This is a genomic window from Streptomyces olivaceus (assembly GCF_000721235.1).
GTDB lineage: Bacteria > Actinomycetota > Actinomycetes > Streptomycetales > Streptomycetaceae > Streptomyces > Streptomyces olivaceus.
This window is the reverse complement of the sequence record NZ_JOFH01000014.1, coordinates 1-22478: the sequence shown is the minus strand read 5'-3', so window position 1 is coordinate 22478 and position 22478 is coordinate 1. Positions and strand designations below refer to the sequence as shown.

General features: G+C 76.2%; 20 protein-coding genes and 1 pseudogene. 11 read left to right on the top strand and 10 right to left on the bottom strand.

Features of this window, described 5'->3' with window-relative positions; genetic code table 11:
* The first annotated feature begins 85 nt into the window (after positions 1-85).
* The 4 genes from IG94_RS0116070 (at position 86) to IG94_RS0116055 (ending at position 5598) form a co-directional block, all read left to right on the top strand.
* On the top strand, positions 86-1366 hold the full coding sequence (locus tag IG94_RS0116070; protein ID WP_031036238.1) for a sensor histidine kinase: 1281 nt from the start codon (positions 86-88) through the stop codon (positions 1364-1366).
* Positions 1363-2037, top strand: a complete 675-nt coding sequence (locus IG94_RS0116065) for a response regulator (RefSeq protein WP_031036236.1) — start codon at positions 1363-1365, stop codon at positions 2035-2037. The genes IG94_RS0116070 and IG94_RS0116065 overlap by 4 nt, the downstream gene beginning before the upstream one ends.
* A 154-nt stretch (positions 2038-2191) precedes the next feature.
* Positions 2192-3070, top strand: coding sequence for an ABC transporter ATP-binding protein (locus IG94_RS0116060; RefSeq protein WP_031036233.1), 879 nt, complete (start codon positions 2192-2194; stop codon positions 3068-3070).
* Positions 3067-5598: an ABC transporter permease gene (locus tag IG94_RS0116055; RefSeq protein WP_031036230.1), complete on the top strand. Its 2532-nt coding sequence runs from the start codon at positions 3067-3069 to the stop codon at positions 5596-5598. The genes IG94_RS0116060 and IG94_RS0116055 overlap by 4 nt, the downstream gene beginning before the upstream one ends.
* A 43-nt stretch (positions 5599-5641) precedes the next feature.
* Here IG94_RS0116055 and IG94_RS0116050 read toward each other — a convergent pair whose 3' ends face one another.
* A complete protein-coding gene (locus tag IG94_RS0116050) occupies positions 5642-6394 on the bottom strand; it encodes a helix-turn-helix domain-containing protein (RefSeq protein WP_031036227.1) in 753 nt (250 codons plus the stop codon).
* Between the two features lie 164 nt (positions 6395-6558).
* On the opposite strand from IG94_RS0116050, the gene IG94_RS0116045 reads away from it, so the two are divergent.
* On the top strand, positions 6559-8079 hold the full coding sequence (locus tag IG94_RS0116045) for an alpha/beta hydrolase (RefSeq protein WP_031036224.1): 1521 nt from the start codon (positions 6559-6561) through the stop codon (positions 8077-8079).
* A gap of 68 nt (positions 8080-8147) precedes the next feature.
* Here IG94_RS0116045 and IG94_RS0116040 read toward each other — a convergent pair whose 3' ends face one another.
* The 3 genes from IG94_RS0116040 to IG94_RS0116030 are packed head-to-tail and all read right to left on the bottom strand — an operon-like array spanning position 8148 to position 11712.
* Entirely contained in the window at positions 8148-10697 is a 2550-nt protein-coding gene (locus IG94_RS0116040) for an ABC transporter permease (protein WP_031036221.1), read from the bottom strand.
* A 2-nt stretch (positions 10698-10699) separates the two neighbouring features.
* Positions 10700-11455, bottom strand: coding sequence for an ABC transporter ATP-binding protein (locus IG94_RS0116035; protein ID WP_031036219.1), 756 nt, complete (start codon positions 11453-11455; stop codon positions 10700-10702).
* The gene (locus IG94_RS0116030) at positions 11452-11712 is read right to left on the bottom strand and encodes a hypothetical protein (protein WP_031036217.1); all 261 of its coding nucleotides are present in this window, start codon (positions 11710-11712) and stop codon (positions 11452-11454) included. Before IG94_RS0116030 ends, IG94_RS0116035 begins: the two co-directional genes overlap by 4 nt.
* Positions 11713-11907: 195 nt before the next feature.
* On the opposite strand from IG94_RS0116030, the gene IG94_RS0116025 reads away from it, so the two are divergent.
* A complete protein-coding gene (locus IG94_RS0116025) occupies positions 11908-13221 on the top strand; it encodes a sensor histidine kinase (RefSeq protein WP_224326354.1) in 1314 nt (437 codons plus the stop codon).
* Positions 13222-13233: 12 nt separating this feature from the next.
* Here IG94_RS0116025 and IG94_RS0116020 read toward each other — a convergent pair whose 3' ends face one another.
* On the bottom strand, positions 13234-13599 hold the full coding sequence (locus tag IG94_RS0116020) for a MerR family transcriptional regulator (RefSeq protein ID WP_031036211.1): 366 nt from the start codon (positions 13597-13599) through the stop codon (positions 13234-13236).
* Positions 13600-13728: 129 nt separating this feature from the next.
* Here IG94_RS0116020 and IG94_RS0116015 point away from each other — a divergent pair, with 129 nt between their 5' ends.
* Positions 13729-14634 (top strand): NADP-dependent oxidoreductase, encoded by a 906-nt coding sequence (locus IG94_RS0116015; RefSeq protein WP_031036208.1) that lies wholly within the window; start codon positions 13729-13731, stop codon positions 14632-14634.
* Between the two features lie 12 nt (positions 14635-14646).
* On the opposite strand, the gene IG94_RS0116010 is transcribed toward IG94_RS0116015, so the two are convergent.
* Both IG94_RS0116010 and IG94_RS0116005 read right to left on the bottom strand, forming a co-directional pair.
* Entirely contained in the window at positions 14647-14838 is a 192-nt protein-coding gene (locus IG94_RS0116010) for a DUF397 domain-containing protein (protein WP_031036205.1), read from the bottom strand.
* A gap of 80 nt (positions 14839-14918) precedes the next feature.
* Complete coding sequence (locus tag IG94_RS0116005) at positions 14919-16259, bottom strand: hypothetical protein (RefSeq protein WP_031036204.1); 1341 nt, start codon at positions 16257-16259, stop codon at positions 14919-14921.
* Positions 16260-16372: 113 nt separating this feature from the next.
* Between IG94_RS0116005 and IG94_RS0116000 the strand changes: the two genes are divergently transcribed.
* Together IG94_RS0116000 and IG94_RS44340 are read left to right on the top strand one after the other, a co-directional pair.
* Positions 16373-17692, top strand: a complete 1320-nt coding sequence (locus IG94_RS0116000) for a molybdopterin-dependent oxidoreductase (RefSeq protein WP_031036202.1) — start codon at positions 16373-16375, stop codon at positions 17690-17692.
* A complete protein-coding gene (locus tag IG94_RS44340) occupies positions 17656-18219 on the top strand; it encodes a hypothetical protein (protein WP_224289783.1) in 564 nt (187 codons plus the stop codon). The genes IG94_RS0116000 and IG94_RS44340 overlap by 37 nt, the downstream gene beginning before the upstream one ends.
* Positions 18220-18350: 131 nt before the next feature.
* Here IG94_RS44340 and IG94_RS44335 read toward each other — a convergent pair.
* The 3 genes and pseudogenes from IG94_RS44335 to IG94_RS0115985 all read right to left on the bottom strand — a co-directional run.
* A pseudogene (locus IG94_RS44335) lies at positions 18351-18647 on the bottom strand (class I SAM-dependent methyltransferase); the annotation flags it as partial.
* 218 nt (positions 18648-18865) lie between these two features.
* Complete coding sequence (locus tag IG94_RS0115990) at positions 18866-19534, bottom strand: TIGR04282 family arsenosugar biosynthesis glycosyltransferase (RefSeq protein WP_052410713.1); 669 nt, start codon at positions 19532-19534, stop codon at positions 18866-18868.
* Positions 19531-20265, bottom strand: a complete 735-nt coding sequence (locus IG94_RS0115985; RefSeq protein WP_037763915.1) for a glycosyltransferase family 2 protein — start codon at positions 20263-20265, stop codon at positions 19531-19533. The genes IG94_RS0115990 and IG94_RS0115985 overlap by 4 nt, the downstream gene beginning before the upstream one ends.
* Before the next feature lie 115 nt (positions 20266-20380).
* Here IG94_RS0115985 and IG94_RS0115980 point away from each other — a divergent pair, with 115 nt between their 5' ends.
* Positions 20381-21310, top strand: a complete 930-nt coding sequence (locus tag IG94_RS0115980) for a response regulator transcription factor (RefSeq protein WP_078892318.1) — start codon at positions 20381-20383, stop codon at positions 21308-21310.
* A 2-nt stretch (positions 21311-21312) separates the two neighbouring features.
* The gene (locus IG94_RS0115975) at positions 21313-22425 is read left to right on the top strand and encodes a sensor histidine kinase (RefSeq protein ID WP_031036191.1); all 1113 of its coding nucleotides are present in this window, start codon (positions 21313-21315) and stop codon (positions 22423-22425) included.
* Positions 22426-22478: the final 53 nt, after the last annotated feature.

The window sequence follows — 22478 nt, the reverse complement described above, 5'->3', positions numbered from 1 at the left end:
TCCCTGCACCCCCTACCGGGGTATCACTGCGGGTTGGCTCTGCAGGGTGATGGTTCGGGTGTGAGGGGCGCCTAGGCTGGCGGGCATGGAACCGGTGGAGGCGGGGCGGTCGCGTGCGGTGCTCGCGGGGGCCTCGCGGCGGTGGGTGCGGGGGCTGCCGTGGGCGCTGGCGTTCGTGCTGAGCGTCGCCCTGCTGCCCACCACCATCGTCGTCCTCACCGCCGACTACGGGCTGAACGGCGCGGTCGCCGGCGGGCTGGCCGTCGCGCAGGCCGCGCCGCTGCTGCTCGCCGTCGTACGGCCGCTGCAGGCCTGGTACGTGGTCTTCCTCGCGGACGTGGCCGGGGCGCTGGCCCTGCTCTCCGTCGACTTCGAGGAGCGGCTGCTGTGGCCGTTCCCGCCCATGGAGCTGGTCGGGTACGTCGGCCTCTGCCTCGCCCTGGGCCTGCGCGAGCGGCGCCGGACGCTGGTGCTGGTGTGGCTCGCCACGGCGGCCGCCAACGTGGGCCTGGGGTTCGCCGCGCCGCACGGCTTCGGGGCCAGGGAGTTGCTGTTCACCATCCTCGGCGGCGTCGCGCTCCTGCTGGGCGGCGTGCTGCGCGACCGGTACGAGGTGCAGCGCAGGCTGGCCGAGCAGGAGACCATCAGCGAGGCCGAGCGGGGACGCCGGACGCTCCTGGAGGAGCGGGCCCGCATCGCGCGTGAGCTGCACGACGTGGTGGCGCACCACATGTCCGTCATCACCGTGCAGGCCGACACCGCCGAGTACCGGCTGCGGGCCCTGCCGCCCGACGTGCGGGAGGAGTTCACGTCCATCGCGTCCACCGCCCGGGAGTCGCTCGGCGAGATGCGCCGCCTCCTCGGAGTGCTGCGCAACGAGGAGGCGCACGGCGAGCTGGTGCCCCAGCCCGGCCTCGCGCAGATCGGGCAGCTGGTCGAGGCGACGGCGAGGACCGTCGGGCCGGTGGAGTTCAGTCCGTGCGAGGCCGAGGTGCCCGAGGCCGTGGGGCTCTCGGCGTACCGGATCGTCCAGGAGGCCCTCGCGAACGTCGTACGGCACGCGCCGGGGGCCGCGACGCGGGTGTCGCTGTCGGTGGACGGGCCCGTCGGCGACGGGGACGACCCGGACGACCGAGCCGGCGGGGACGGCGGGGGCCGTGGGGAGCGGCTCACCGTGCTGGTGGTCAACGGGCCGCCGCCGCGGCCGCGCGACGGGCCGCTGGAGGTGGGCGGCACCGGGCACGGACTCGTCGGCATGCGCGAGCGGGTGCGGCTCGTCGGCGGCACCCTCGACGTGGGTCCGCTGCCGGCGGGCGGATTCCGGGTTGCGGCGCACCTACCTCTCACCGAAAAGGACTTCACGTGACGACGCGCGTCATCATCGTCGACGACCAGGCCATGGTGCGGGCCGGCTTCGCCGCGCTGCTGGCCGCCCAGAGCGACATCGACGTGGTGGGCGAGGCCCCCGACGGCGCCCAGGGCGTCGAGTTGAGCCGGCGCACCCACCCCGACGTCGTGCTGATGGACGTACGGATGCCCGAGATGGACGGGCTGGAGGCCGCGCGGCGGCTCCTCGCGCCCCCGCCGGGGGTGACCCACCGGCCGCGGGTGCTGATGCTCACCACCTTCGACGTCGACGACTACGTGTACGAGGCGCTGCGGGCGGGCGCGAGCGGCTTCCTGCTGAAGGACGCCCCGCCGGCCGACCTCATCGCGGCGGTACGGGTCGTGGCCTCGGGCGACGCGCTGCTCGCCCCCTCCGTGACGCGCCGCCTGATCGCGGACTTCGCCAAGCAGCGCCCCGCGGGCCGCGGCAAGCCCGCGCAGCGGCTCAAGGGCCTGACGGAACGCGAGACCGAGGTGCTCACCCTGGTCGCCCGCGGCCGGTCCAACACGGAGATCGCCGAGGACCTGGTGCTGGCCGAGCAGACGGTGAAGACGCACGTGAGCCGCGTGCTGACCAAGCTCGACCTGCGCGACCGCGCCCAGGCGGTGGTCTTCGCCTACGAGTCGGGACTGGTGACGGCCGGCGAGTAGGCCGGGTCCTCTCCCCACCCCCTACCGGGGTAGCACCCGCATGTTGGCTCCCGGGTATGACGCCCGGCGCCGAGCCGTCCCCGCACTCTTCCCTCCGTCACACGGACGCACCGGACGTGAGACGGACGAGGACGAGGACGAGGGAGACGGGACCATGGGGTTGCGCAAGGGGAAGCGGCGGCAGGCGGAGGACCGGGCGGAGGCCGAGGGGCGCGCGGAGGCCGAGGGGCGCGCGGAGGCGTACGGCGGTGCCGGGGGGTCGGCCGCCATGTCCGGGCTCGCCGTCGAGCTGCGCGGCGTGCGGCGGCAGTACGGCCGCGGTGCGGGCACCGTGCACGCCCTCGCCGGTATCGACCTCGCCCTTCCGCGCGGCAGCTTCACCGCCGTCATGGGCCCCTCCGGCTCCGGCAAGTCCACCTTCCTCCAGTGCGCCGCCGGGCTCGACCGGCCGTCGGCGGGGTCCGTGCGGCTCGGCGGTACGGAGATCACCGGCATGAAGGAGAACGAGCTGACCGAACTCCGCCGCAGCCGCCTCGGCTTCGTCTTCCAGTCGTTCAACCTGCTGCCCTCGCTCACCGTCGAGCAGAACGTCCTGCTGCCGATGCGCCTGGCCGGGCAGCGCCAGGACCACCGCCGCGCGGCCGAGGTACTCGCCCAGGTCGGGCTCGCCGACAAGGCGCGCCGCCGGCCCGGCGAGCTGTCCGGCGGCCAGCAGCAGCGCGTGGCCGTCGCCCGCGCCCTGGTCACCGCCCCCGACGTGGTGTTCGCCGACGAGCCCACCGGCGCCCTCGACACCGGCACCGCAGCCGAGGTCCTCGGCCTGCTCCGGCACGCGGTGGACACCCTCGGCGCCACCGTCGTCATGGTCACCCACGACCCCGCGGCGGCCGCCTGGGCGGACCGCGTGCTGTTCCTCGCCGACGGCGCCTTCGCCGGCCACCTCGAACGGGGTCCGGCGGAGCGGATCGCGGCGCGGATGGCCGCGCTCACCGGCCGTGCGCGGACGATGGCCGGGGCGGGGGCGGCGGCATGAGCCTCAAGCCCAACGGTCTGGCGCGCGCGGCCGTGCGCTTCAAACCCGCCTCGTTCGCGGGCACGTTCGTCGCGCTGATGATGTCGGCGCTGATCGTCACGGCCTGCGGTGTCCTCCTGGAGACTGGGCTGCGCGCCTCGGTGCCGGCCGAGCGGTACGCGGGCGCGCCGGTCGTCGCGGCGGCCGACCAGTCCGCGCGGGTCGTCGCCGACACCGTCGACGGCCCGGAGGAGACCGCGTACCCGCTGCCGGACACCGCCCGCGTGGACGCGGGGCTCGCGGCGAGGGCGGCCCGGGCGCCGGGCGCGGCGGTCGCCGTACCGGACTTCACCTTCCCCGTGCTCCGGGGCACCGCTGCGTCGGGCACCCTCACCGGTCACGGCTGGGGCTCGCACGTCTTCACCGGCACCGCGCTGTCGGAGGGCGCCGCACCGCACGCGGGCGAAGTCGTCCTCGGCACCGGCGCGGCCCGTGCCGCGCGGGCCGGCGTCGGCGACACCGTCACGCTGGAGACGGCCGACGGGCGGGCCGGGTTCCGGGTCTCCGGACTGGCCGAGGCCGGAGCGGGCGACACGGCGGGCGGGGACGCGGGTGGCGGCTCCGCGGGCGGCGGGGCGGTGGCCTGGTTCGCCGACGACGAGGCGTCCGTGCTGGCCGGGCACCCCGGCCGGGCCGACGCCATCGCCGTCCTGGCCGAGGACGGCACCGACCCGGCCGACCTCGCCGCCGCCGTCGGCGCGTCCCTCGCCGGCTCCGGCGCCCACGTGCTCACCGGCGACGACCGCGGCGAGGTCGAGGACCACACCCTGGCCTACGCCAAGGAGACGCTCTTCGCCATCGGCGCCTCCTTCGGCGCGATCGCCACCCTGGTCGCGGTCTTCACCGCGGCCGGCACGGTCGCCCTCTCCGTCGGCCAGCGCTCCCGCGAGTTCGCGCTGCTGCGCGCCGTCGGTGCCACCCCGCGGCAGATCCGCCGCGCGGTCGCCTCCGAGGCCCTGCTGGTCGCACCGCTCGCCGGGCTGCTCGGCTGCCTGCCGGGCATCGGGCTCGCGCACTGGTGGTTCGGGCAGATGCAGGACCGAGGGGCCGTTCCGGACGCGGTCGAGCTGCACGTCTCGGGGTTCCCGCTGCTGGCCGCCGTCGCCGTCGGACTGCTCACGGCGCTCGGTGCCGGCTGGGCGGCCGGGCGCAGGCCCGCGAGGATCAAGCCGGGCCAGGCGCTGGCCGAGGCGTCGGTGGAGCGGCTGCGGCCCGGCGTCGTCCGTACCGTCCTCGGGCTGGCCGCGGTCGGCGGCGGTTCCGTGCTCGCCGGTGTCGCGGCCTCCGCCGCCGGTTCCGACGCGGCCAACGCCTCCCTGGGCGTCGTCATGCTCTTCATGCTGGCCGTCGCCCTGCTCGGCCCGGTCCTGGCCCGGCTGTGCGCGGCGCTCTTCGGTCTGCTGCTGCGCGGCGGCGGCGCCTCCGCGTCGCTGGCCGCCGCCAACTCCCGCACCAACGCACGCCGGCTGGCCTCCGCGATCACCCCGATCGTGCTGGCGATGGCCTTCGCGTCGACGCTGGTCTTCATGCACACCAGCGAGAGCCACGTCGCCTCGGAGCAGCTCCGCGACGGCGTCACCGCGGACCACGTCGTCACGAACCCGGCGGGCCTGCCCGCCGACGCCGCCGACCGGGCCGCCCGCGTCCCCGGCGTCGACGCGGCCGTGAGCCTGCTGGACACGCAGGTACTGGTGCCCGTGCGGGGCGGCGGCGAGACGTCGCTGCAGGGGACCGCCACCCAGGGCGTCTCCGGCTCCGGCGCACGGCTCGCGAAGGTGCAGGACCTGGACGTGCGCGAGGGCAGCCTGGACCGGGTGGGCGAGGGCCGGATCGCCGTCGACCGGACCCTCGCCACCGCCGCCGGGGCCGGCCTCGGCGACACGCTGCCGCTCTACCTCCCCGACGGCACGAAGGCCGCCCCCGAGATCGTCGCGGTCTACGGCCGCGGCATGGGCCTGCCCGCGGTGACCATGGACCGCGCGTCCCTGGACGGGCACCTCACCTCGCCCTTCGCCGACACGCTGCTGGTCAGCGGCGGCGAGGCCGGACCGCTCGGCGCGCTCGGCGAGGTCACCGACGCCTCCGGGTACGCCCTCGCGCAGAACGTGGACCGCGAGTTCGGCGCCTGGGCCAACTACGTGATGGCCGCCGTCCTGGGCGGGTTCGCCGCGATCGCCGCGGTCAACACCCTGGTGATGACGGTCCTGGACCGCCGGCGCGAACTGCACACGCTGCGCCTCGTCGGCTCCACCCGCCGCCAGGTGCTGCGGATGCTGGGCTGGGAGAGCCTGCTGGTGTCGGCGGCGGGCGTGGTCCTGGGCACCGCCATCGCGATGATCACGCTGACGCCGATGATGCGCGGCCTGACCGGCGAGTCCCCGCACGTTCCGCCGCTGCTGTACGGGGCGTTCGCCGCGACCGCGGTGGCCCTCGGCCTCGCCGCGGTGGCCCTCCCGGCGCGCGCCGCCCTGCGCGAACGGCAGGGGTGAGGCACGCTTCCCCGGCGCCGACCATTCCCGGGCGGCGGCGTCCTCACTCCCGGGCGGCGCCGTCCTCGCTCTTGGCGGCGCCGTCCCCGAAGACGAGCGCGTGGACGCGTCGCAGCACGTCGAGGTGAGCGCTGTTGTAGAACTCGACCAGCGCGTGCGCGACGACCGACTCGGCGACCGCCGCCTCCCGGCGCGAGGCGAACCCGGGGTCGGCCAGGGCGGGGTGGTCCCGATGCTGTTGGCGGACCTCGGAAGCCATCAGCTCCGCCAGCCGCTGCCGTACCGCCTCCGGAGCGTCCTCGGCGAGCGCCGCGAACTCCACGTCGAGGGCACCGCGCGGCGCCGAGAGCTGTTCCTGGACGGCGGCCAACGCATCCGGCGGGAACACGCTGAAGTACGCCAGCAGCATGGACCGCTCCCCCTCGGGCAGGTCGTCCGCGAGCGTCCGGAAGTCCGGCGGCATGTCGAGCGCGGCCTGGTTCTCCATCACGGCCGCCAGTTCGCGCCGCATCCGCTGCCGGCGTTCGATGTCCGCCGCGAGTTCGGCGTCCAGGTCCCGCAGGATCTGCCGCGCCCGCTCGTCGCCGCTCTCGACCGCGGGGACGTCCGCCAGGGACACGCCGAGGTCGGTCAGCCGGCGGATGCGCAGCAGGCGGACCAGGTGGCGGGCGCCGTACAGCTTGTAGCCGTTGGACGCCCGTTCCGGCTCGTCCAGCAGGCCGATCTCGTGGTAGTGCCGGACGGTCTTGGTCGTCGTACCGGCGAGTTCCGCCAGTTGACGCGTGCTCCATGCCACCCGGAGCCCTTTCTCCAGCGTCGTACCCGACGGCCATTGAAAACCCTGCCCTTGGGGCAGGGTCAACCCTGGCCGGTTCGTCCGGGGCGGTGTTGACCGTGCCGTAGGGGCAGGGACTGGGATGGCGGCGACCGCGATCGTGAACCGGTGTTCGGAGACTGGACATGAAACGACAGCGCAGTGTCGGCCGGAGCCTGGCCCTGCTGGCCGTCCTCGGCCTGGGTGGCTCCCTGGCCACGGCCCCCGCGCCCGCCGCCGCCGAGGAACCGAGGCCGCCGCAGGTGGAATGGGGCCAGTGCCCCGACGACGTCGCGGCCGAGGCCGCCCCGACCGAGCTGCAGTGCGCCACCGTGCCCGTGCCGCTGGACTACGCCGACCCGGAGGGCGAGCAGATCGACCTCACGATCTCCCGGCTGGCCGCCGCCGACCCGGAGAAGCGGCGCGGCGTCCTCATGCTCAACCCCGGCGGCCCCGGCGGATCCGGTCTCGCGCTGTCCGCGCTGCTCGTGGCCCAGGGCCTGCCCAGCAGCGTCACCGACCGCTACGACCTGATCGGCATGGACACCCGGGGGATCGGCCACTCCTCCCCGGTCGGCTGCGGCTTCACGGCGGACAGCCCCTACTACGCCAACATCCCGCCCTACGCCGTCGACGACGCCGCGGTCACCGCGCAGGCGAAACTCTCCGAGCAGGTGGCGGAGCAGTGCGCGAGCAACGACCCCGACGGCCGGCTCCGCCACCTGACCACCGCCAACACCGCCCGCGACCTGGACCGGATCCGGGCCGCGCTCGGCGAGGAGAAGACCAGCTACCTGGGTTACTCCTACGGCACGGCACTCGGCGCCGCCTACGCGTCGATGTTCCCCGAGCGCGCCGACCGGATCGTGCTCGACAGCAACATCGGGGACACCCACCTCGACCGCGACGGCATGCGCCGCTACGCGCTCGGCATGGAGCAGACCTTTCCCGACTTCGCGAAGTGGGCCGCCCGCCGGCACGACAGCTACGGCCTGGGCCGTACTCCGGCAGAGGTCCGCCGGTCCTACTTCGCCATCGCCGCCAAGCTCGACGAGACGCCCGTGGCGGGGCTGGACGGCGGCATGTTCCGGCTGTTGACCTTCGGCTACCTGTTCAAGGAGACGCGGTACGCCACGCTGGCCCAGACCTGGCAGACGGTGCGCGAGGGCGACGCGTCGGCGGTCCGCCGCCTGACGGCCGGCCGGGACGGCGCCGCGGACGGGGCGGAGCTGTCGCCCGCCGACAACTCCCTGACCGTCTTCCTCGCCGTCACCTGCAACGACGTCGAATGGCCCGAGGACGTCGACACCTACCGGCGGGGCGTCGCCGAGGACCGCGAGCGCTACCCGCTGTACGGCGCGGCCGCCGCCAACATCACGCCGTGCGCCTTCTGGTCCCACGCCCCGGCCGAACCGCCGGTGAAGATCGACCCCGAGGGCCCGCGCAACGTGCTGCTCCTGCAGAACCGGCGCGACGTGCCGACCCCGCACCGGGGCGGAGAGCTGCTGCGCGAGAAGTTCGGCGACCGGGCCCGGCTGGTCAGCGTCGACGACAGCGGGCACGGGGTCTACGTCCTCGGCAAGAACTCCTGCGCGTTGAATACCACGACGCGCTACCTCGTCGAGGGCGAGATGCCCGCGAAGGACCGGTCCTGCCCCGCGGACTGACCCCGGCAACCGCCCCCGGGCCCCGGCGGGGCTCACGCCGCCCGCCCCCCCCCGGGCCCCGGCGTTGCTCACGCCGCCCGCAGCCCGTCCGCGGGCGGCGTCCGCAGCGCGTGCCGGGTGGGCAGTTCGACGGTGAGGTACGCCGTCGCCACCACGGTCGCCGCGACCGCCGGAAGCAGCCACGCGGGCCCCGCCGGCCAGGGGTGGCCGAGGAAGCCCTGGCCGAGCAGGGCGAGGGGTACGGCGGACAGCGCGAGGCCCGCGGCCAGGGCCGCGGCGGCGACCACGGCGGCCTCGCGGCGCATCATCGCGAGGATCTGCCGCGGGGTCGTGCCGACCAGGCGCAGCGCGGCGATCTCGGTCCGGCGCTGCGCGGTGGCGGCGACCAGCTTGTTGGCGATGCTCAGCAGCAGGTAGCCGAGGAGCACCACGACCAGCGCCAGGTTGATCCACACCTCGGGCGGCGCGTCCGCACCGGCGGCGTCGGGGGCCGTGCCCGCGACGGCGAGGCCGGTGCGGTCGGCGGCCAGCGCGTTCAGCCCGGCCTCCGCCGCCGAGGTGCCGTCGGTGCGGACCAGGGCCCGCTGGTCGAGGCCGGTCGTGGTGTGCCCGGCGGCCAGCTCGCGGGAGAGGACGACCGGGCCGAAGCCCAGCCCCCGGTCGTACACGGCGACGACCCGGGCGTCGACCCGCGCCCCGTCGCCGAGCACCAGCCGGATCCGCTCGCCGAGCCCCGCGCCGCGCGTGCGGGCGGCCTCGGCGCTGACGGCGACCGTCGCTCCGGTGAGCCGGTCCAGGCCGCCGTCCGTCACCCCGAGGTCCACGACGTCCCGGGCGTCCGGCCCGAGGATCGTCGCCGGGGCCGACTCGGCCGCGGGCTCGCCGAGTTCCTCGTACTCCCACACCACCGTGGTCGACTGGGCCGCGGCCGCCGCCCGTACGCCGGGCACCTCCCGTACGGCGGTCAGGGTGCCGTCCGGCAGGCCGCCGAGGGCCGGTGCCGTCAGCTCGTACTGGGCGAGGGTGCCGGTGCGGGTGTCGTCGGAGGTGGCGGCGAGCACCGTCGTCTGGGTGAGGGTGTACGTCAGGACGAACACGACGCCCATGGCCAGCGGGCTGACCACGCCCGACAGGCGCAGCGCGTAGGCCCGCACGTTGGCCAGCGCCAGCCACGTCGGGGCCGCGACCCCGGGGCGCAGCCGCCGTACGGCCGCCTCGCCCGCGCCCCTGACCAGGGCCGGACCGGCCATCGCCAGGCCGATCGCGGCGAGGATGCCCGCGATGGACGTGACCGAGGCCCCGAGGGCCGTGCGGGACAGCAGCGGCACCGCCGAGAGCGCGCACGCGCCGAGCATCAGCAGCAGGCCGGCTCCGGTCCGCGTCCGCGACGGGGTGCGCGGTTCGCTGCGGGACTCGGCGACGGCCTCGGTGGCCGGCATCCGCGAGGTGCGCCAGGCCGCGCACCGGGCGGAGAGCTGGACGGCCGCCACCACCAGCAGCAGCGTGGCGAGCGCGGGCAGCGGTCCGACGGTGAGGGGGAGTTCGGACGGCAGGACGCCCCGGTCGGCCAGCAGCTCCCGGAAGCGGCCCGCCAGCAGGTACCCGGCCGCCACGCCCGGCACCAGCGCCACCGCCGCGACGACGGTCGACTGCGCGGCGGCCAGGCGCCGGATCTGCCGCGGGGTCGCGCCGACGGCCCGCATCAGCGCCAGGTCGCGCCGCTGCCCGGCGATGGTCACGCCCAGCGCGCCCGCGACGACGAACCCGGTGATCAGCAGCACGATCCCGCCGAGCGAACCGGCGAGCAGGATCAGCAGCGAGCGCGCCGACCCGACGCCCGGCGCCACCGCGTCGCCCCGGTCCGCGCCGGTGACGACCTTGAGCCCGGTGCCCGCCACCTCCGCGCGGACGGCGTCGGCGACCCGCACCCCGGCACCGTCCCCGGCGCCCTCGTCGACCCGCAGCCCGACCAGGTCGACGGTCCCGGCGCGCGGGCCCGCGCCCTCGGCGTCGCGCCCGGCGAGCCCGGCGGCCGTGGCGTCCGCGAAGTAGACGCCGTCCGCGTCCGGGGCGTCGACCAGCGCGGTGACCCGGTAGGACGCGGCGGGGCGGCCGTTCGCCACGACCTCGACCGTCTCGCCGACCGCCGGGCCCGCACCGGCGCCCACGGCGACCTCGTGCGCGCCGGACGGTGCCCGTCCCGTCACGCGCGCGTCGGCCAGCAGTTTCGTCGACGACCAGCCGTGACCGGCCGTCCGCGGGTCCCCGCCGGCCGGTACGGCCGGTCCGCGGCCGTCGACCAGGGCGGCGGGGAAGCCGATGTCGCCGACCGCGTCGGTGACGCCGGGCAGGGCGGCCAGCCGCTCGACGAGGCGGCCCGGGACCGTGGCCCGTTCGGGCAGCGCGACCGGCAGGTCCCCGCTCGGGTGGAACTCCTGATCGGCGGCGACCACGACGTCCGCGCCGCCGAGCCGGCCGGGCGGCAGCTGCGAGCGCAGCCCGGACTCCGCCAGTACGCCGGTGGTGGTGATCAGCGCCGCGCCGCCGAGGACCGCGCACGCGACGGCGAGCAGCGCGGTGACGCGGTGGGCGGCCATGCGCAGGGCGAGGTGCAGCATGTCTACCGCTCCCCCAACGCGACGAGCCGCTCGGCGAGTTCCGGCGCCGTCGGCCGCTCCAGGGCGTCGACGACCCGGCCGTCGGCCATCACCAGGGCGCGGTGCGCGCGGGCGGCGGCGGCCGGGTCGTGGGTGACCATGACCACCGTCTGGCCGAGGTCGTCGACGAGCCCGCGCAGCAGGTCGAGGACCTGGTGCGCGCTGCGCAGGTCCAGCGCCCCGGTCGGCTCGTCCGCGAAGACGACGGCGGGCCTGGCCGCCAGTGCCCGTACGACGGCCGCCCGTTGCTGCTGTCCGCCGGACAGCTCGGCCGGGCGGTGCGCGAGCCGGTCGGCCAGCCCGACCCGCTCGGTCAGGGTGCGCAGCCAGGCCCGGTCCGGACGCCGGCCGGCCAGGCGCAGCGGCAGGGTGATGTTGTCCTCGACGCTGAGCGAGGGGATCAGGTTGTACGCCTGGAACACGAACCCGACGCGTTCGCGGCGCAGTTCGGTGCGGCGGGTCTCGTCGAGCCCCGAGATCTCCTGCCCGTCGATGCGGACGCTGCCCGAGGTCGGGGAGTCCAGTCCGGCGGCGCAGTGCATCAGGGTGCTCTTGCCGGAGCCCGAGGGTCCCATCACCGCGAGGAACGTGCCGTGCCCGACGGTCAGCGACACGTCGTCGAGGGCGCGGACGCCGCCCGGGTAGGTCCTGGCGACGCGGTCCAGCGCGATGGCGGGCGCCCTGCGCGCGGTGACCGCCGTGACGGCGGCGGTGCTCATCGCCGTCCCCGCAGGCCGCGCACGACGAGGGCGCCGGCGGCGAGCACGGTGACCACGCCGCTGGCCAGGTGCACCCACGGGTGGGCACCGCTGTACGAGGCGGTCATGTTGGCGACCGCGCTGAGCACGACGACGGCCCACAGCAGGGTGCGCAGTACGTCGCCGCGGGAGACGGCCTCCCCGCCGGGGGCGGGGGCGTCCTGGGACGAGGCCAGGCGGTAGGGGTCCTGGTGGGTTCGGTGGTCCTGGTGCGTCATGGCTGCGGCCTCCGTCGGCGTCGCTCTCGGTCGCCTACGACGCTATGGAGCGGGACCCGGTGCGGCCGATCCCGTGGGTGCCCGGACCGGGGTACAGCAGCCTGTACTTTCCGGCTGCGGACCCGCCGCCGGCCGGTGCCGCGGCTTAGGGTCGGGCTCACCGGCACGGGCGTACGGCCGGAGGGAGGAAGGCACATGAGGGCAGACGAGAGCACGGCCGGGGGAGCGTCCGGGAGCACGTCGGAGGACGCCTCCGACGCCGCCTCCGGACGCGTGTCCGTGCGGGAGACCGCCGTACGGTCCCTGCGCGCCGCCCGTGCGGCCATGGGCCAGCTCGTCGGCGGGCTCGGCACGGCGTTCCCCGGACTGGGCGTGCTGGTGCTGCTGGCCGCGGCCGCGATGACCGCGCCGGTCGGGGTGGGGCTGCTGCTCGCCCCGCTCGCGCTGCGCGCCCTGCACGGACTGGCCCGCCGGGAGCGCGCCCGCCTGAACCGCAGGGGCGTGGAGATCGTGCCGCCCGACCCGCCGCCCACCCGGCTGCGGCCCGCGCTGGCCGACCCCACCACCCGGCGCGAGCTGGGCTGGCTGGTGCGGCACGCCACCGGGGGGTTCCTCCTCGGCCTGCTCGGCTTCCTGCTGCCGCTCTTCGCCTTCCGGGACACCACCTTCCCGCTGTGGTGGCGGCTCGGGTCCGAGGAGGCGACGACCACGTCCGTCGGCGTCGGCACCGCGCACACCTGGCTCGACGCGCTCGCGGCGCTGCTGCTGGGCGTGGGCTGGATCGCGATCGTCGTGGGCCTCGGCCCCGGCATGGCCCGCCTCCAGGCCGCCCCCGCCAGGCGCCTGCTCGCGGCCGGCCCCGACACGGACCTGTCCCTGCGGGTGGCCGAGCTGACCGCGACCCGGGCCGCGGCGCTGGACGCGCACGCCACGGAGCTGCGCCGCATCGAACGCTCCCTGCACGACGGCGCGCAGAACCGCCTCGTGTCCGTGACGGTCCTCCTCGGTGCCGCGCGGCGGATGGCGGCCCGCGACCCCGCCGGTGCGGACGAACTGCTGGAGCGGGCGCAGTCGGCGGCGGAGCAGGCACTCGCGGAGCTGCGTTCGGTGGCGCGCGGCATCCTCCCGCCGGTCCTCGCCGACCGGGGCCTCGCCGGGGCGCTGTCGGGACTCGCGGCCGACAGCGGGGTGCCGTGCCGGGTCGAGGCGGACGTGCCGGAGCGGTGCGCGGCGTCGGTCGAGGCGACGGCGTACTTCGTGGTCGCGGAGGCGCTGACGAACATCGCGAAGCACAGCGGTGCCGGACGGGCCTCGGTCACCGCCCGCGCCCGCGGCGGACGGCTGCGCCTGCGGATCGAGGACGACGGGCGGGGCGGCGCCGACGAGGACGGCGGCTCGGGGCTGACCGGCATCCGCCGCCGCGTCGCGGCCCTCGACGGCACCCTCCGCCTGACCAGCCCGCCCGGCGGCCCGACCGCCCTGGAGGTGGACCTGCCCTGCGGGGCGTGACCGGCGGGCTGCTCACTCCAGGTGGGAGCAGTCGGCGTCCGGGTCGCGGGTGAGGGCGATCACGTGGTCGAGCCGGTCGCGCACGGCGAGCAGCTCGGTGACCCGCTCGTCGAGGCGGACGCGCTCAGCCTCCAACTGGTCGAGGAGCGCCGGGTGGGCCTCGCCCGAGTCCACGCACGGCAGCACCTCGCGCACCACCCGGCTCGGCAGGCCCGCGGCGTACAGGTGCTGGATCAGCCGGACCCGGGTGACTGCGGTGTCGCAGTACTGCCGGTGGCCTCCGGCGCTGCGGCACGCCGGGAGCAGCTCCTGCTCCTCGTAGTAGCGCAGCGCCCGGACGCTGACCCCCGTCTTCTCGGCGACCTCACCGATGCGCATCGGTCCTCCTTCGTCCGGATGGCCCACCGGACTTGCAACTCACGCTGACGTCAGCTTTTAACGTGAGCAACGTCGGCGGCCCGCCGACCATTTCCACCCCCCTTCAGGCCTTCGGAAAGGCAGCAGACCATGCGCGCAGTCCGTTATCACGAGTACGGCGATGCCAAGACCCTGGTGGTCGAGGAGGCACCGGACCCGCACCCCGGCCCCGGCGAGGTCCGCATCCGCGTCGCGGCGGCCGGCGTCAACCCCGTCGACTGGAAGGTCCGCTCCGGCGCGGTGCGCGACGTGCTCGCCGTGGACCTGCCCGCGATCCCCGGCCGGGACGCCGCCGGCGTGGTCGACGAGGTGGGTGCGGGCGTGCAAGGGGTGGGCGTCGGCGACCGGGTCTTCGGGCTGGGCGGCGTCACCGGGGCGACGGCGGAGCTGGCCGTGCTCTCGGCCTGGGCGCCCGTGCCCGCCGAGTGGACCGACGAGCAGGCCGCCGGCGCCGGCCTGGCGTCCGTGACCGCCCTGGGCGGGCTGAAGCCGCTCGGTGCCCTGCGGGGCCGCACCCTGCTCGTCGAGGGCGCCGCCGGAGGCGTGGGCAGCGCCGCGGTCGCGTTCGCGGTGGCCCGGGGCGCCACGGTGATCGGCACGGCCGGTGAACGCAACCACGCCTTCCTCACGTCCCTCGGCGCCGTCCCCACCACCTACGGCCCCGGCCTCGCGGACCGCCTCGCCGACCTCGCCCCGCACGGCGTCGACCTCGCACTCGACACCGCGGCGTCCGGCTCCCTGCCCGACCTCGTCGCGATCGTCGGCGACCCCGCCCGCGTCTCGACGGTCGCCGACCACGCCAACGCACACCGCCTGGGCGTCCACCTGGCCAACGCGGAGAACGACCCGGCCCTCCTCACCGAGGCGGCCGAACTCGGCGCCCAGGGCCACTACACCCCGCACATCGCACGAACCTACCCACTCGAACAGACGGCCGAGGCCCACGCGGACAGCGAGCAGGGCCACACGCGGGGCAAGATCGTGGTCCGGGTCTGACCCCGCCGCACCTCAGAGACGCGGGTCGGCCGACAGCGCGACGAAGGCCGACCAGGCGTCACGGGAGACGGCGAGGGCGGGCTTGTCGGTGCCCTTGGAGTCCCGGACGAGCACGGCGTCGGTGAGCGGGGCGACCTCTACGCAGTTGCCGCCACCGCCGCCGCTGTAGGTGCTCTTGATCCAGTGCGTTCCGGTGGCGTTCATGCGGCTCACGTACAGCGACTATGCAAGTCCACTGCGTGAACCAGTACGGCGTGATCTGTATCGGTACCGGGCCGGCTGCCTCACCAACCCGTCGCCACCAGGTGGTTGAGGAGCAGCGGCAGTACCGCCTGGGCCGCGAGCCAGGCGCGGGGGCGGGGGAGGAAGGCGCAGGAGGGGAGGAGCCACAGGGCGAAGGGGAGCCAGATGCGTTCCGTCTCCGCCTTGCTCATGCCGGAGAGGTCGGCGGCCAGCAGGGCGAGCAGCGCGGCGGCGACCAGGAAGGCGAGGCGGAGGGTCTCCGGGGGCGCGGCGGCGGTGCGCCACCGTAGCAGGACGCCCCCCGTCCGGCGCAGGCCCGGCGCCGTCGCCAGGCCCGTGATGAGCACCGTGCAGGCGAGGTTGGCCCAGACCCAGTACTCGTAGGGGCGGACGGCGGCGGCGCCCTCGTAGTAGCGGGTGACCAGGAGGTGGTACGCCTCCCACCAGTCGAAGCCCGCCGCCGTGAAGGCCACCGGCACCACCGCCGCCCCCGCCAGCAGCGGCACGAACAGCACCGGCCGCTGCCGGACGCCGCGCCGGCCGAGGAGCAGGACCGCCGCCGCGATCACCGCGAAGAGCGTGAGGCCGTAGGAGAGGAAGCAGGTCAGGCCGAAGAGGAGGCCCGAGCCCGCCGCCCACCACAGGGAGCGGCCGGTGACGGCGAGGGCGAGCAGCGCGACGGCCCAGGCGGCGACCGCCGCGAAGTACGCGTCGGCCGACGTGCCGAGCCAGACCGCCGCCGGGGCGAGGACGAGGAAGGGCGCCGCCCGGCGCGCGAGGTGCTCCCCGGCCAGGGCGCGGATCGTCACCAGGACCGCCACGCACCCCGCCGACCCCAGGGTGATGCACCAGACCCCGGCCCAGGCTCCGCCGCCCAGCCCGATCCGGTCGAGCAGCACGAAGGTGAGCGTGGCCGCCGGAGGGTGGCCGGCGACGTGGGCGGGCCAGTTGTCGGGGGAGTGGATCAGGATGTGCGCGGTGAAGTCGCGCAGGGTCGCCGGGATGTCGTGCCAGCGGTCGATGACGGTGAGGTACTCGTTGGGCGTGGTGAGCCGGACGGCGATGCCCTGGCGCCAGCCGTCGATCAGGGCGAGGGACCAGATCCAGGCCATCGACGCGCCCCAGGCCGCGGGCGGCAGCGCCCGCCACGGCAGGCGGGCGGCGACGGACGGACCGTAGGCCACCACCGCCACCGCCACCAGGACGGCGGCCGGGGTGCCGGGGCCGAGGTGGGGGTCCCAACGGCCCAGTAGGGGTGGCCAGCCGACGATCAGATCGTCGTACGTGTACACGTACCGGCCGACGAGGATGGCGGCCGTCACGAGGAGCGCGGCGGTCAGTGCGGCGTACAGGTCGCGGCGGACGGAGCGGAGGCGGGTCACCTCGGCACCGTAGGCCGGGAGGCCGTGCGCGCTGTGGTGCACGCGGCGGACGTCAGCGTTTCGTCACGAGTCGCGGACCCTTTCGGCAGCCGGCCGCTGCCTACGGTCGGCACATGCGCGACCTCGCCTCACGGCTTCCCTCTTCGCCGGGTTTCTGGCGCAGTCCCCTGCGCGGTCCCCGGTTCACCTCCGTGCTCGGCCTCGTCCTCCTCGTCGGCGTCCCCGTCCTGTTCGTGACGGGGCTGCTCTCGTACGCCGCCTACAACCCGGGGCTGTCCCCGGTCAACGACAAGACGCCGGACAAGGGGATCCTCGGCTTCTACCTCTTCTCCTGGCCGACCGACCCGACCTGGCTGTACCGCCTCACCCAGGGCGTGCACGTCACCCTCGGGCTGGCCCTGATCCCGGTGCTCCTCGCCAAGCTCTGGTCGGTGGTGCCGAGGCTGTTCACGCTGCCGCCGGTGCGGTCGCTCGCCCACGCGCTGGAGCGGATCTCGCTGCTGCTGCTGGTCGGCGGCGCGCTGTTCGTGTTCGTGACCGGGGTGCTCAACGTCCAGCTGGACTACGTCTTCCCCGGCTCCTTCTACCCGCTGCACTTCTACGGGGCGTGGGTCTTCTTCGCCGCCTTCCTCGCGCACGCCGCGCTGAAGACGCCGGCCGCGGTGCGCACCGTACGCAGCATGCGCGACGCGCGGCGGCGGCACCCGGACGCGGCGGACCAGGCCGCGGACCGGGCCGCGGACCGGACGTCGGATCAGACGGCGGGCCAGGCGGCGGACGATCTCGTGGCGCCCGCGCCCGACGCGCCGACCGTGTCGCGGCGCGGGGCGCTGTGGGCGGTCGGCGGGGGCTCGCTGCTGCTCCTCGTCACCAGCGCCGGGCGCTCCTTCGACGGGCCGCTGCGCTCGACGGCGCTGCTCGCGCCGCACGGCGGGGCCGAACCGGGCGGCGGCCCGAACGGCTTCCAGATCAACAAGACCGCCGCCTACGCGGGCATCGACCCCGCCGAGACCGGCGAGGAGGCGTGGCGGCTCGTGGTCGCGGGCCGCACCGGCACGGTCCGCCTCGCCCGCGCCGACCTGCTGCGGATGCGGCAGCACGGCGCGGCGCTGCCCATCGCGTGCGTCGAGGGGTGGTCGACCGCCGACCAGGCGTGGCGCGGGGTGCGGTTGCGGGACCTCGCCGCGCTCGTCGGCTTCGACGGCGATCCGCCGGACGTGTTCGTCGAGTCGCTCCAGCGCGCCGGTTCCTTCCGGCACGGCGCGCTGCGCGCCAACCAGGTGGCCGACCCGCGCTCCCTGCTCGCCCTGTCCGTCAACGGCGGGACGCTGAGCCCGGACCACGGCTACCCGGCGCGGATCATCGTGCCGGCCGCACCCGGCGTGCTCAACACCAAGTGGGTGGCCCGGATGACCTTCGGAGGGCTGGCATGAACAGGGCTGGGACGAACAGGGCTGGGACGAACCTCGTACGCAGGCCCAGGCCCCGTCCACCGAGGCCGTCCTTGCGGTCCCTGACCGGCAGTCCCGTCCAGATCCTCCTGCTCTGCTGCTCGTTCGCGCTCGCGGGATACGCCGGGGTGCGGCTGCTCGACGGCGACCGGGTGGGCGTGCTGCTGTGGTTCGTGGGGGCGGCGCTGCTGCACGACCTGGTGCTGCTGCCGCTGTACGCGGTGGCGGACCGGGCCGTCGTACGCGGGCTGGGGGCGGTGCGCCGCCGTGCGTGGGTGCTGTACGTGCGGGTCCCGGCCGCGTTCTCCGCGCTGCTGCTGCTCGTGTGGTTCCCGCTGATCAGCGGCCGGGTGGAGGAGCGTTACCGGTCGGCCACCGCGCTGTCGTCGGACGGGTTCCTCGGCCGCTGGCTGCTCATCACGGCGGCGTTGTTCGGCGGCTCTGCGCTGCTGCTCGCCCTGCGGGTGCTGCGCAGCGCGACGAAGCGGCGCTCGCCCGACCTCCACTGACCGGCCCCTTCCCAGCCCGCGGCGCCCGCGTGCCGGAGCAGGGCACGGGTGCCGGTCCGCGCCCACGGGAAGGTGGTGCCGGGCGCGTGGCCGTCGGTGACGTCGACGACCTGCACCTGGGCGCGTTCGTCGACGTCCCCCGGTGCCGTCTCGGCGATCAGCAGGCCGCCGGGGGCGAGGAGGTCGGCGACGCGGGCGAGCAGGGCGCGGGGGTCGCCGCCGATGCCGACGTTGCCGTCCATGAGGAGGACGGTGTCCCAGCGCCCCTCGCCGGGCAGCGCCTCGAAGACGGAGCGGCGCAGCGACTGGCCCCCGGTCCGCACGGTGCGGGCGACGGCGGCCTCGCTGACGTCGATGCCGAGGACGGTGCGGCCCCGGGCGGCGAGTTCCGCCACCAGCCGGCCCGGTCCGCAGCCCACGTCGAGCACGGCGCCCTCGCACCGGTCGAGGACCTCCAGGTCGGCGGTGTCGGCCCGCGCGCACCACCGCTCCACGTCGAGCGGCAGCAGCCAGCCGTCGGTGCGCCGCAGGAACAGCGGCCCGCGGCCGGCCCGCAGCGCGGCGGCGTACGGGTCGGAGGCCTCCCAGGCGCGCGGAGCGGCGTGCGGGGCGGTGGCCGGGCCGGGGTCGAGACGTGCCGCGCCCTTCACCGGGCGGCTCGCTGTTCCCCGGCCGGCGTACACGCCGCGCGCTGTTCCCCGGCCGCCGTGCACGCCGCCAGCCGGGCGGCGAACCGGCCGTGCGGGGCGAGTCCGGCGACGGCCCGCGCGTCGGCGGCGGTGTCGACGTCGCGCAGCGGCGGCAGTTCGCGCACCCGCAGCCCGGCCGCGAGGAGCCGTTCGCGCTGCACGGCCCCCGTCACCGGCGACGACATGGGCACGCCCCGCAGCAGGGCCGGTTCGGGGCGGGACAGGCCGAGGGCCCAGAAGCCGCCGTCCTCGGCCGGACCGAAGTACGCGTCGCAGCCGGCGAAGTTGACGTCGAGCAGGTCCGGCGTCACCTGCGGCGTGTCCATCCCGATCAGCAGGGCGGGCCCCCCGCACCCGGCGAACGCGTCGGCGAGCCGCTCGTCGAGGCCGCCCGCGCACTGCGGTACGACGTCGAAGCCGGGCGGCAGCCAGGGGCCCGGCTCACCGGCGAGCACCAGGACCCGGCGGCGCGCGGGCGTCGCGGCCACGGCGCGCAGGGTGTCGGCAAGGGAGGCCTCGGCCAGGGCGGCGGCCTCGGCGGGGGTGAAGGGCGGGGTGAGCCGGGTCTTGACCCGGCCGGGGCGCGGCTCCTTGGCGATGACGAGGAGGGTGGTCGTGGCGGTCACCGGACGCGGCTCCCCTCGCTGTCGTCCGCGCCGGCCTCGGCGCGGACGGCCGGCGCCTCGGCCAGGACGCGGCGCATGTCCCGTACCGCGTGCCAGGTGCCGCGCCAGGTACCCGTCACCTTGGAGGCGCCGGTGCGGGGCAGGTACGGGACGTCGTGCTCGGTGACCCGCCAGCCCGCGTCGGCGGCCCGCACCACCATCTGCAGCGGGTAGCCGCTGCGCCGGTCGGTGAGGCCGAGGCCGAGCAGCGCCTCGCGGCGGGCGGCGCGCAGCGGACCGAGGTCGTGCAGGCCGAGGCCGGTACGGCGGCGCAGCATCCGCGCGAGGGCGATGTTGCCGGCGCGGGCGTGCGCGGGCCAGGCGCCGCGGCCCTCGGGGCGCCGGCGGCCGAGCACCAGGTCGGCCGTGCCGGCGCGGACCTCCTCGACGAAGGGCGTCAGCAGGGACGGGTCGAGGGAGGCGTCGCAGTCGCAGAAGCAGACGACGTCGGCGGTGGCGGCGCGCAGCCCGGCGTGGCAGGCGGCGCCGAAGCCGCGGCGCGACTCGGTCACGACCGTGGCACCGTGCGCGCGGGCGACGTCCGCCGAGCCGTCGGTGGAACCGTTGTCGACGACGAGCGCCCGCCACCCGTCCGGGATGCGGGCCAGGACCCAGGGGAGGGCCCCGGCCTCGTCCAGGCACGGGAGTACGACGTCGACGTCGGGAGGGGGTGAGAGAGTCACGGCTTTCACCCTACGAGCAGAAAACGGACGAACCGGGCTCCCGCTCCTTACGAAACTCGGACGTCGCGCCTCCGGGTGTCCCCGGGCGGCACCTTCCGCGGCCACGCGGTGCGACGCTGGACGCATGCCACAGCAGCCGTACCAACCCGCGTCCCCGGGCGGACGCCCGCCGGAGGGGTCCTCGGGCCGCCCCGCGGAACCGCCCCCGAGCGGGTCCCCGGCCGCGCCCGCGCCCGCTCCCGCCCGCGTCCTGGTCGTCGACGACGATCCCACCGTCGCCGAGGTCGTCGCCGGCTACCTGGAGCGTGCCGGGCACGTCGTCGACCGGGCCGGGGACGGTCCGACCGCGCTGGAGCTGGCCGGTGCGCACCGGCCGGACCTGGTGGTGCTCGACCTGATGCTGCCCGGCATGGACGGCCTGGAGGTGTGCCGGCGGCTGCGCGGCGCGGGGCCCGTGCCGGTGGTCATGCTGACCGCCCGCGGCGACGAGGACGACCGCATCCTCGGCCTGGAGGTCGGGGCGGACGACTACGTGACCAAGCCGTTCAGCCCGCGGGAGCTGGTGCTGCGCGTCGAGTCCGTACTGCGCCGCACCCGGCCCGCCCCCGGCGCCCGGCCGCCCGCCGAGGCGGGTCCGCCGTCGGCCGGCGGTCTGGCCGTCGACCCGGCCGCCCGCCGGGCCACCAAGGACGGCACGGAACTCGCCCTCACCCTGCGCGAGTTCGACCTGCTGGCCTTCTTCCTGCGCCATCCCGGGCGGGCCTTCGCCCGGGAGGAGCTGATGCGGGAGGTGTGGGGCTGGGACTTCGGCGACCTGTCCACCGTCACCGTCCACGTCCGGCGCCTGCGCGGCAAGGTCGAGGACGACCCCGCACGGCCCGCCCTCGTCCAGACCGTGTGGGGCGTGGGCTACCGCTTCGACCCGGCCGGGCGCGACGGGCGCGACGGGTCGGCCGTACGTGGCGGGTGCGAAGGGCGCGACGGGTCGGCCGTACGCGGCGGGCGTGAAGGGCGCGACGGGTCGGCCGTACGCGGCGGACGGGAGACGGGCTGACCGTGCGTGACATGCTCCTCATCGCGCTCTACGCCTTCCTCGGTGCCGTCGCCGCCGGCCTGGCCGGTGCGGCCGTGCTGCGGCTGATCCGGCGGCGTTCGCTGACCGCGTCGCTCGCGGTGGTGGCGGCGGTCGCCGTCCTCGCGATGCTCGCGGGCACGCTCGCCGTCGCCTGGGCGATGTTCCTGTCCCCGCACGACCTGTCCGTCGTCACCACGGTCGTGGCGATGGCGGCCGTCGTCTCCCTGCTCACCGCGCTGCTCCTGGGCCGCTGGGTGGTCGCCCGCAGCCGCGAACTGGCCGTCGCCGCCCGCTCCTTCGACGACGACGGCGGCTACGCGGCCCCCACCGTCCCGGCCACCGCCGAACTCGACGCGCTCAGCCGCGAACTGGCGGCCACCAGCGCCCGGCTCACGGAGTCCCGCGCACGCGAACGCGCCCTGGAGACCTCCCGGCGCGAACTGGTCGCCTGGATCTCGCACGACCTGCGCACCCCGCTGGCCGGCCTGCGCGCCATGTCCGAGGCGCTGGAGGACGGCGTCGCCGCCGACCCCGACCGCTACCTGCGGCAGATCCGCACCGAGGTGGAGCGCCTCAACGAGATGGTCGGCGACCTCTTCGAACTCTCCCGCATCCACGCCGGCACGCTCCCCCTCGCCCCGGCCCGGATCTCCCTCTACGACCTGGTCGGCGACGCCCTCGCGGGCGCGGACCCGCTGGCGCGCGAGCACGGCGTACGGCTGGTCGGCGACGCGGTGGCGGCCGTGCCGGTGGAGGTGGACGGCAAGGAGATGAGCCGGGTCCTGGGCAACCTGCTGGTCAACGCGATCCGCCGGACGCCCGCCGACGGCACGGTCGCGGTCGCCGCCGAGCGGTCCGCCGAGGGCGTGGTGGTCTCGGTGACCGACGGCTGCGGCGGCATCCCCGAGGAGGACCTGCCGCGGGTCTTCGACACCGGCTGGCGCGGCACCCACGCCCGTACCCCTCCGGCCGGAGCGGGCCTCGGCCTCGCCATCGTCCGCGGCATCGTCGAGGCCCACCGCGGCCGGGCCACGGTGAGCAACATCCCGGGCGGCTGCCGCTTCGAGGTCCTGCTGCCCGCCGCGGAGGCCTGAGACCGGACCGAGCCCCCCGCAGCCCGCCGCGCCAGCCCCCCGCCGCCCGCCGC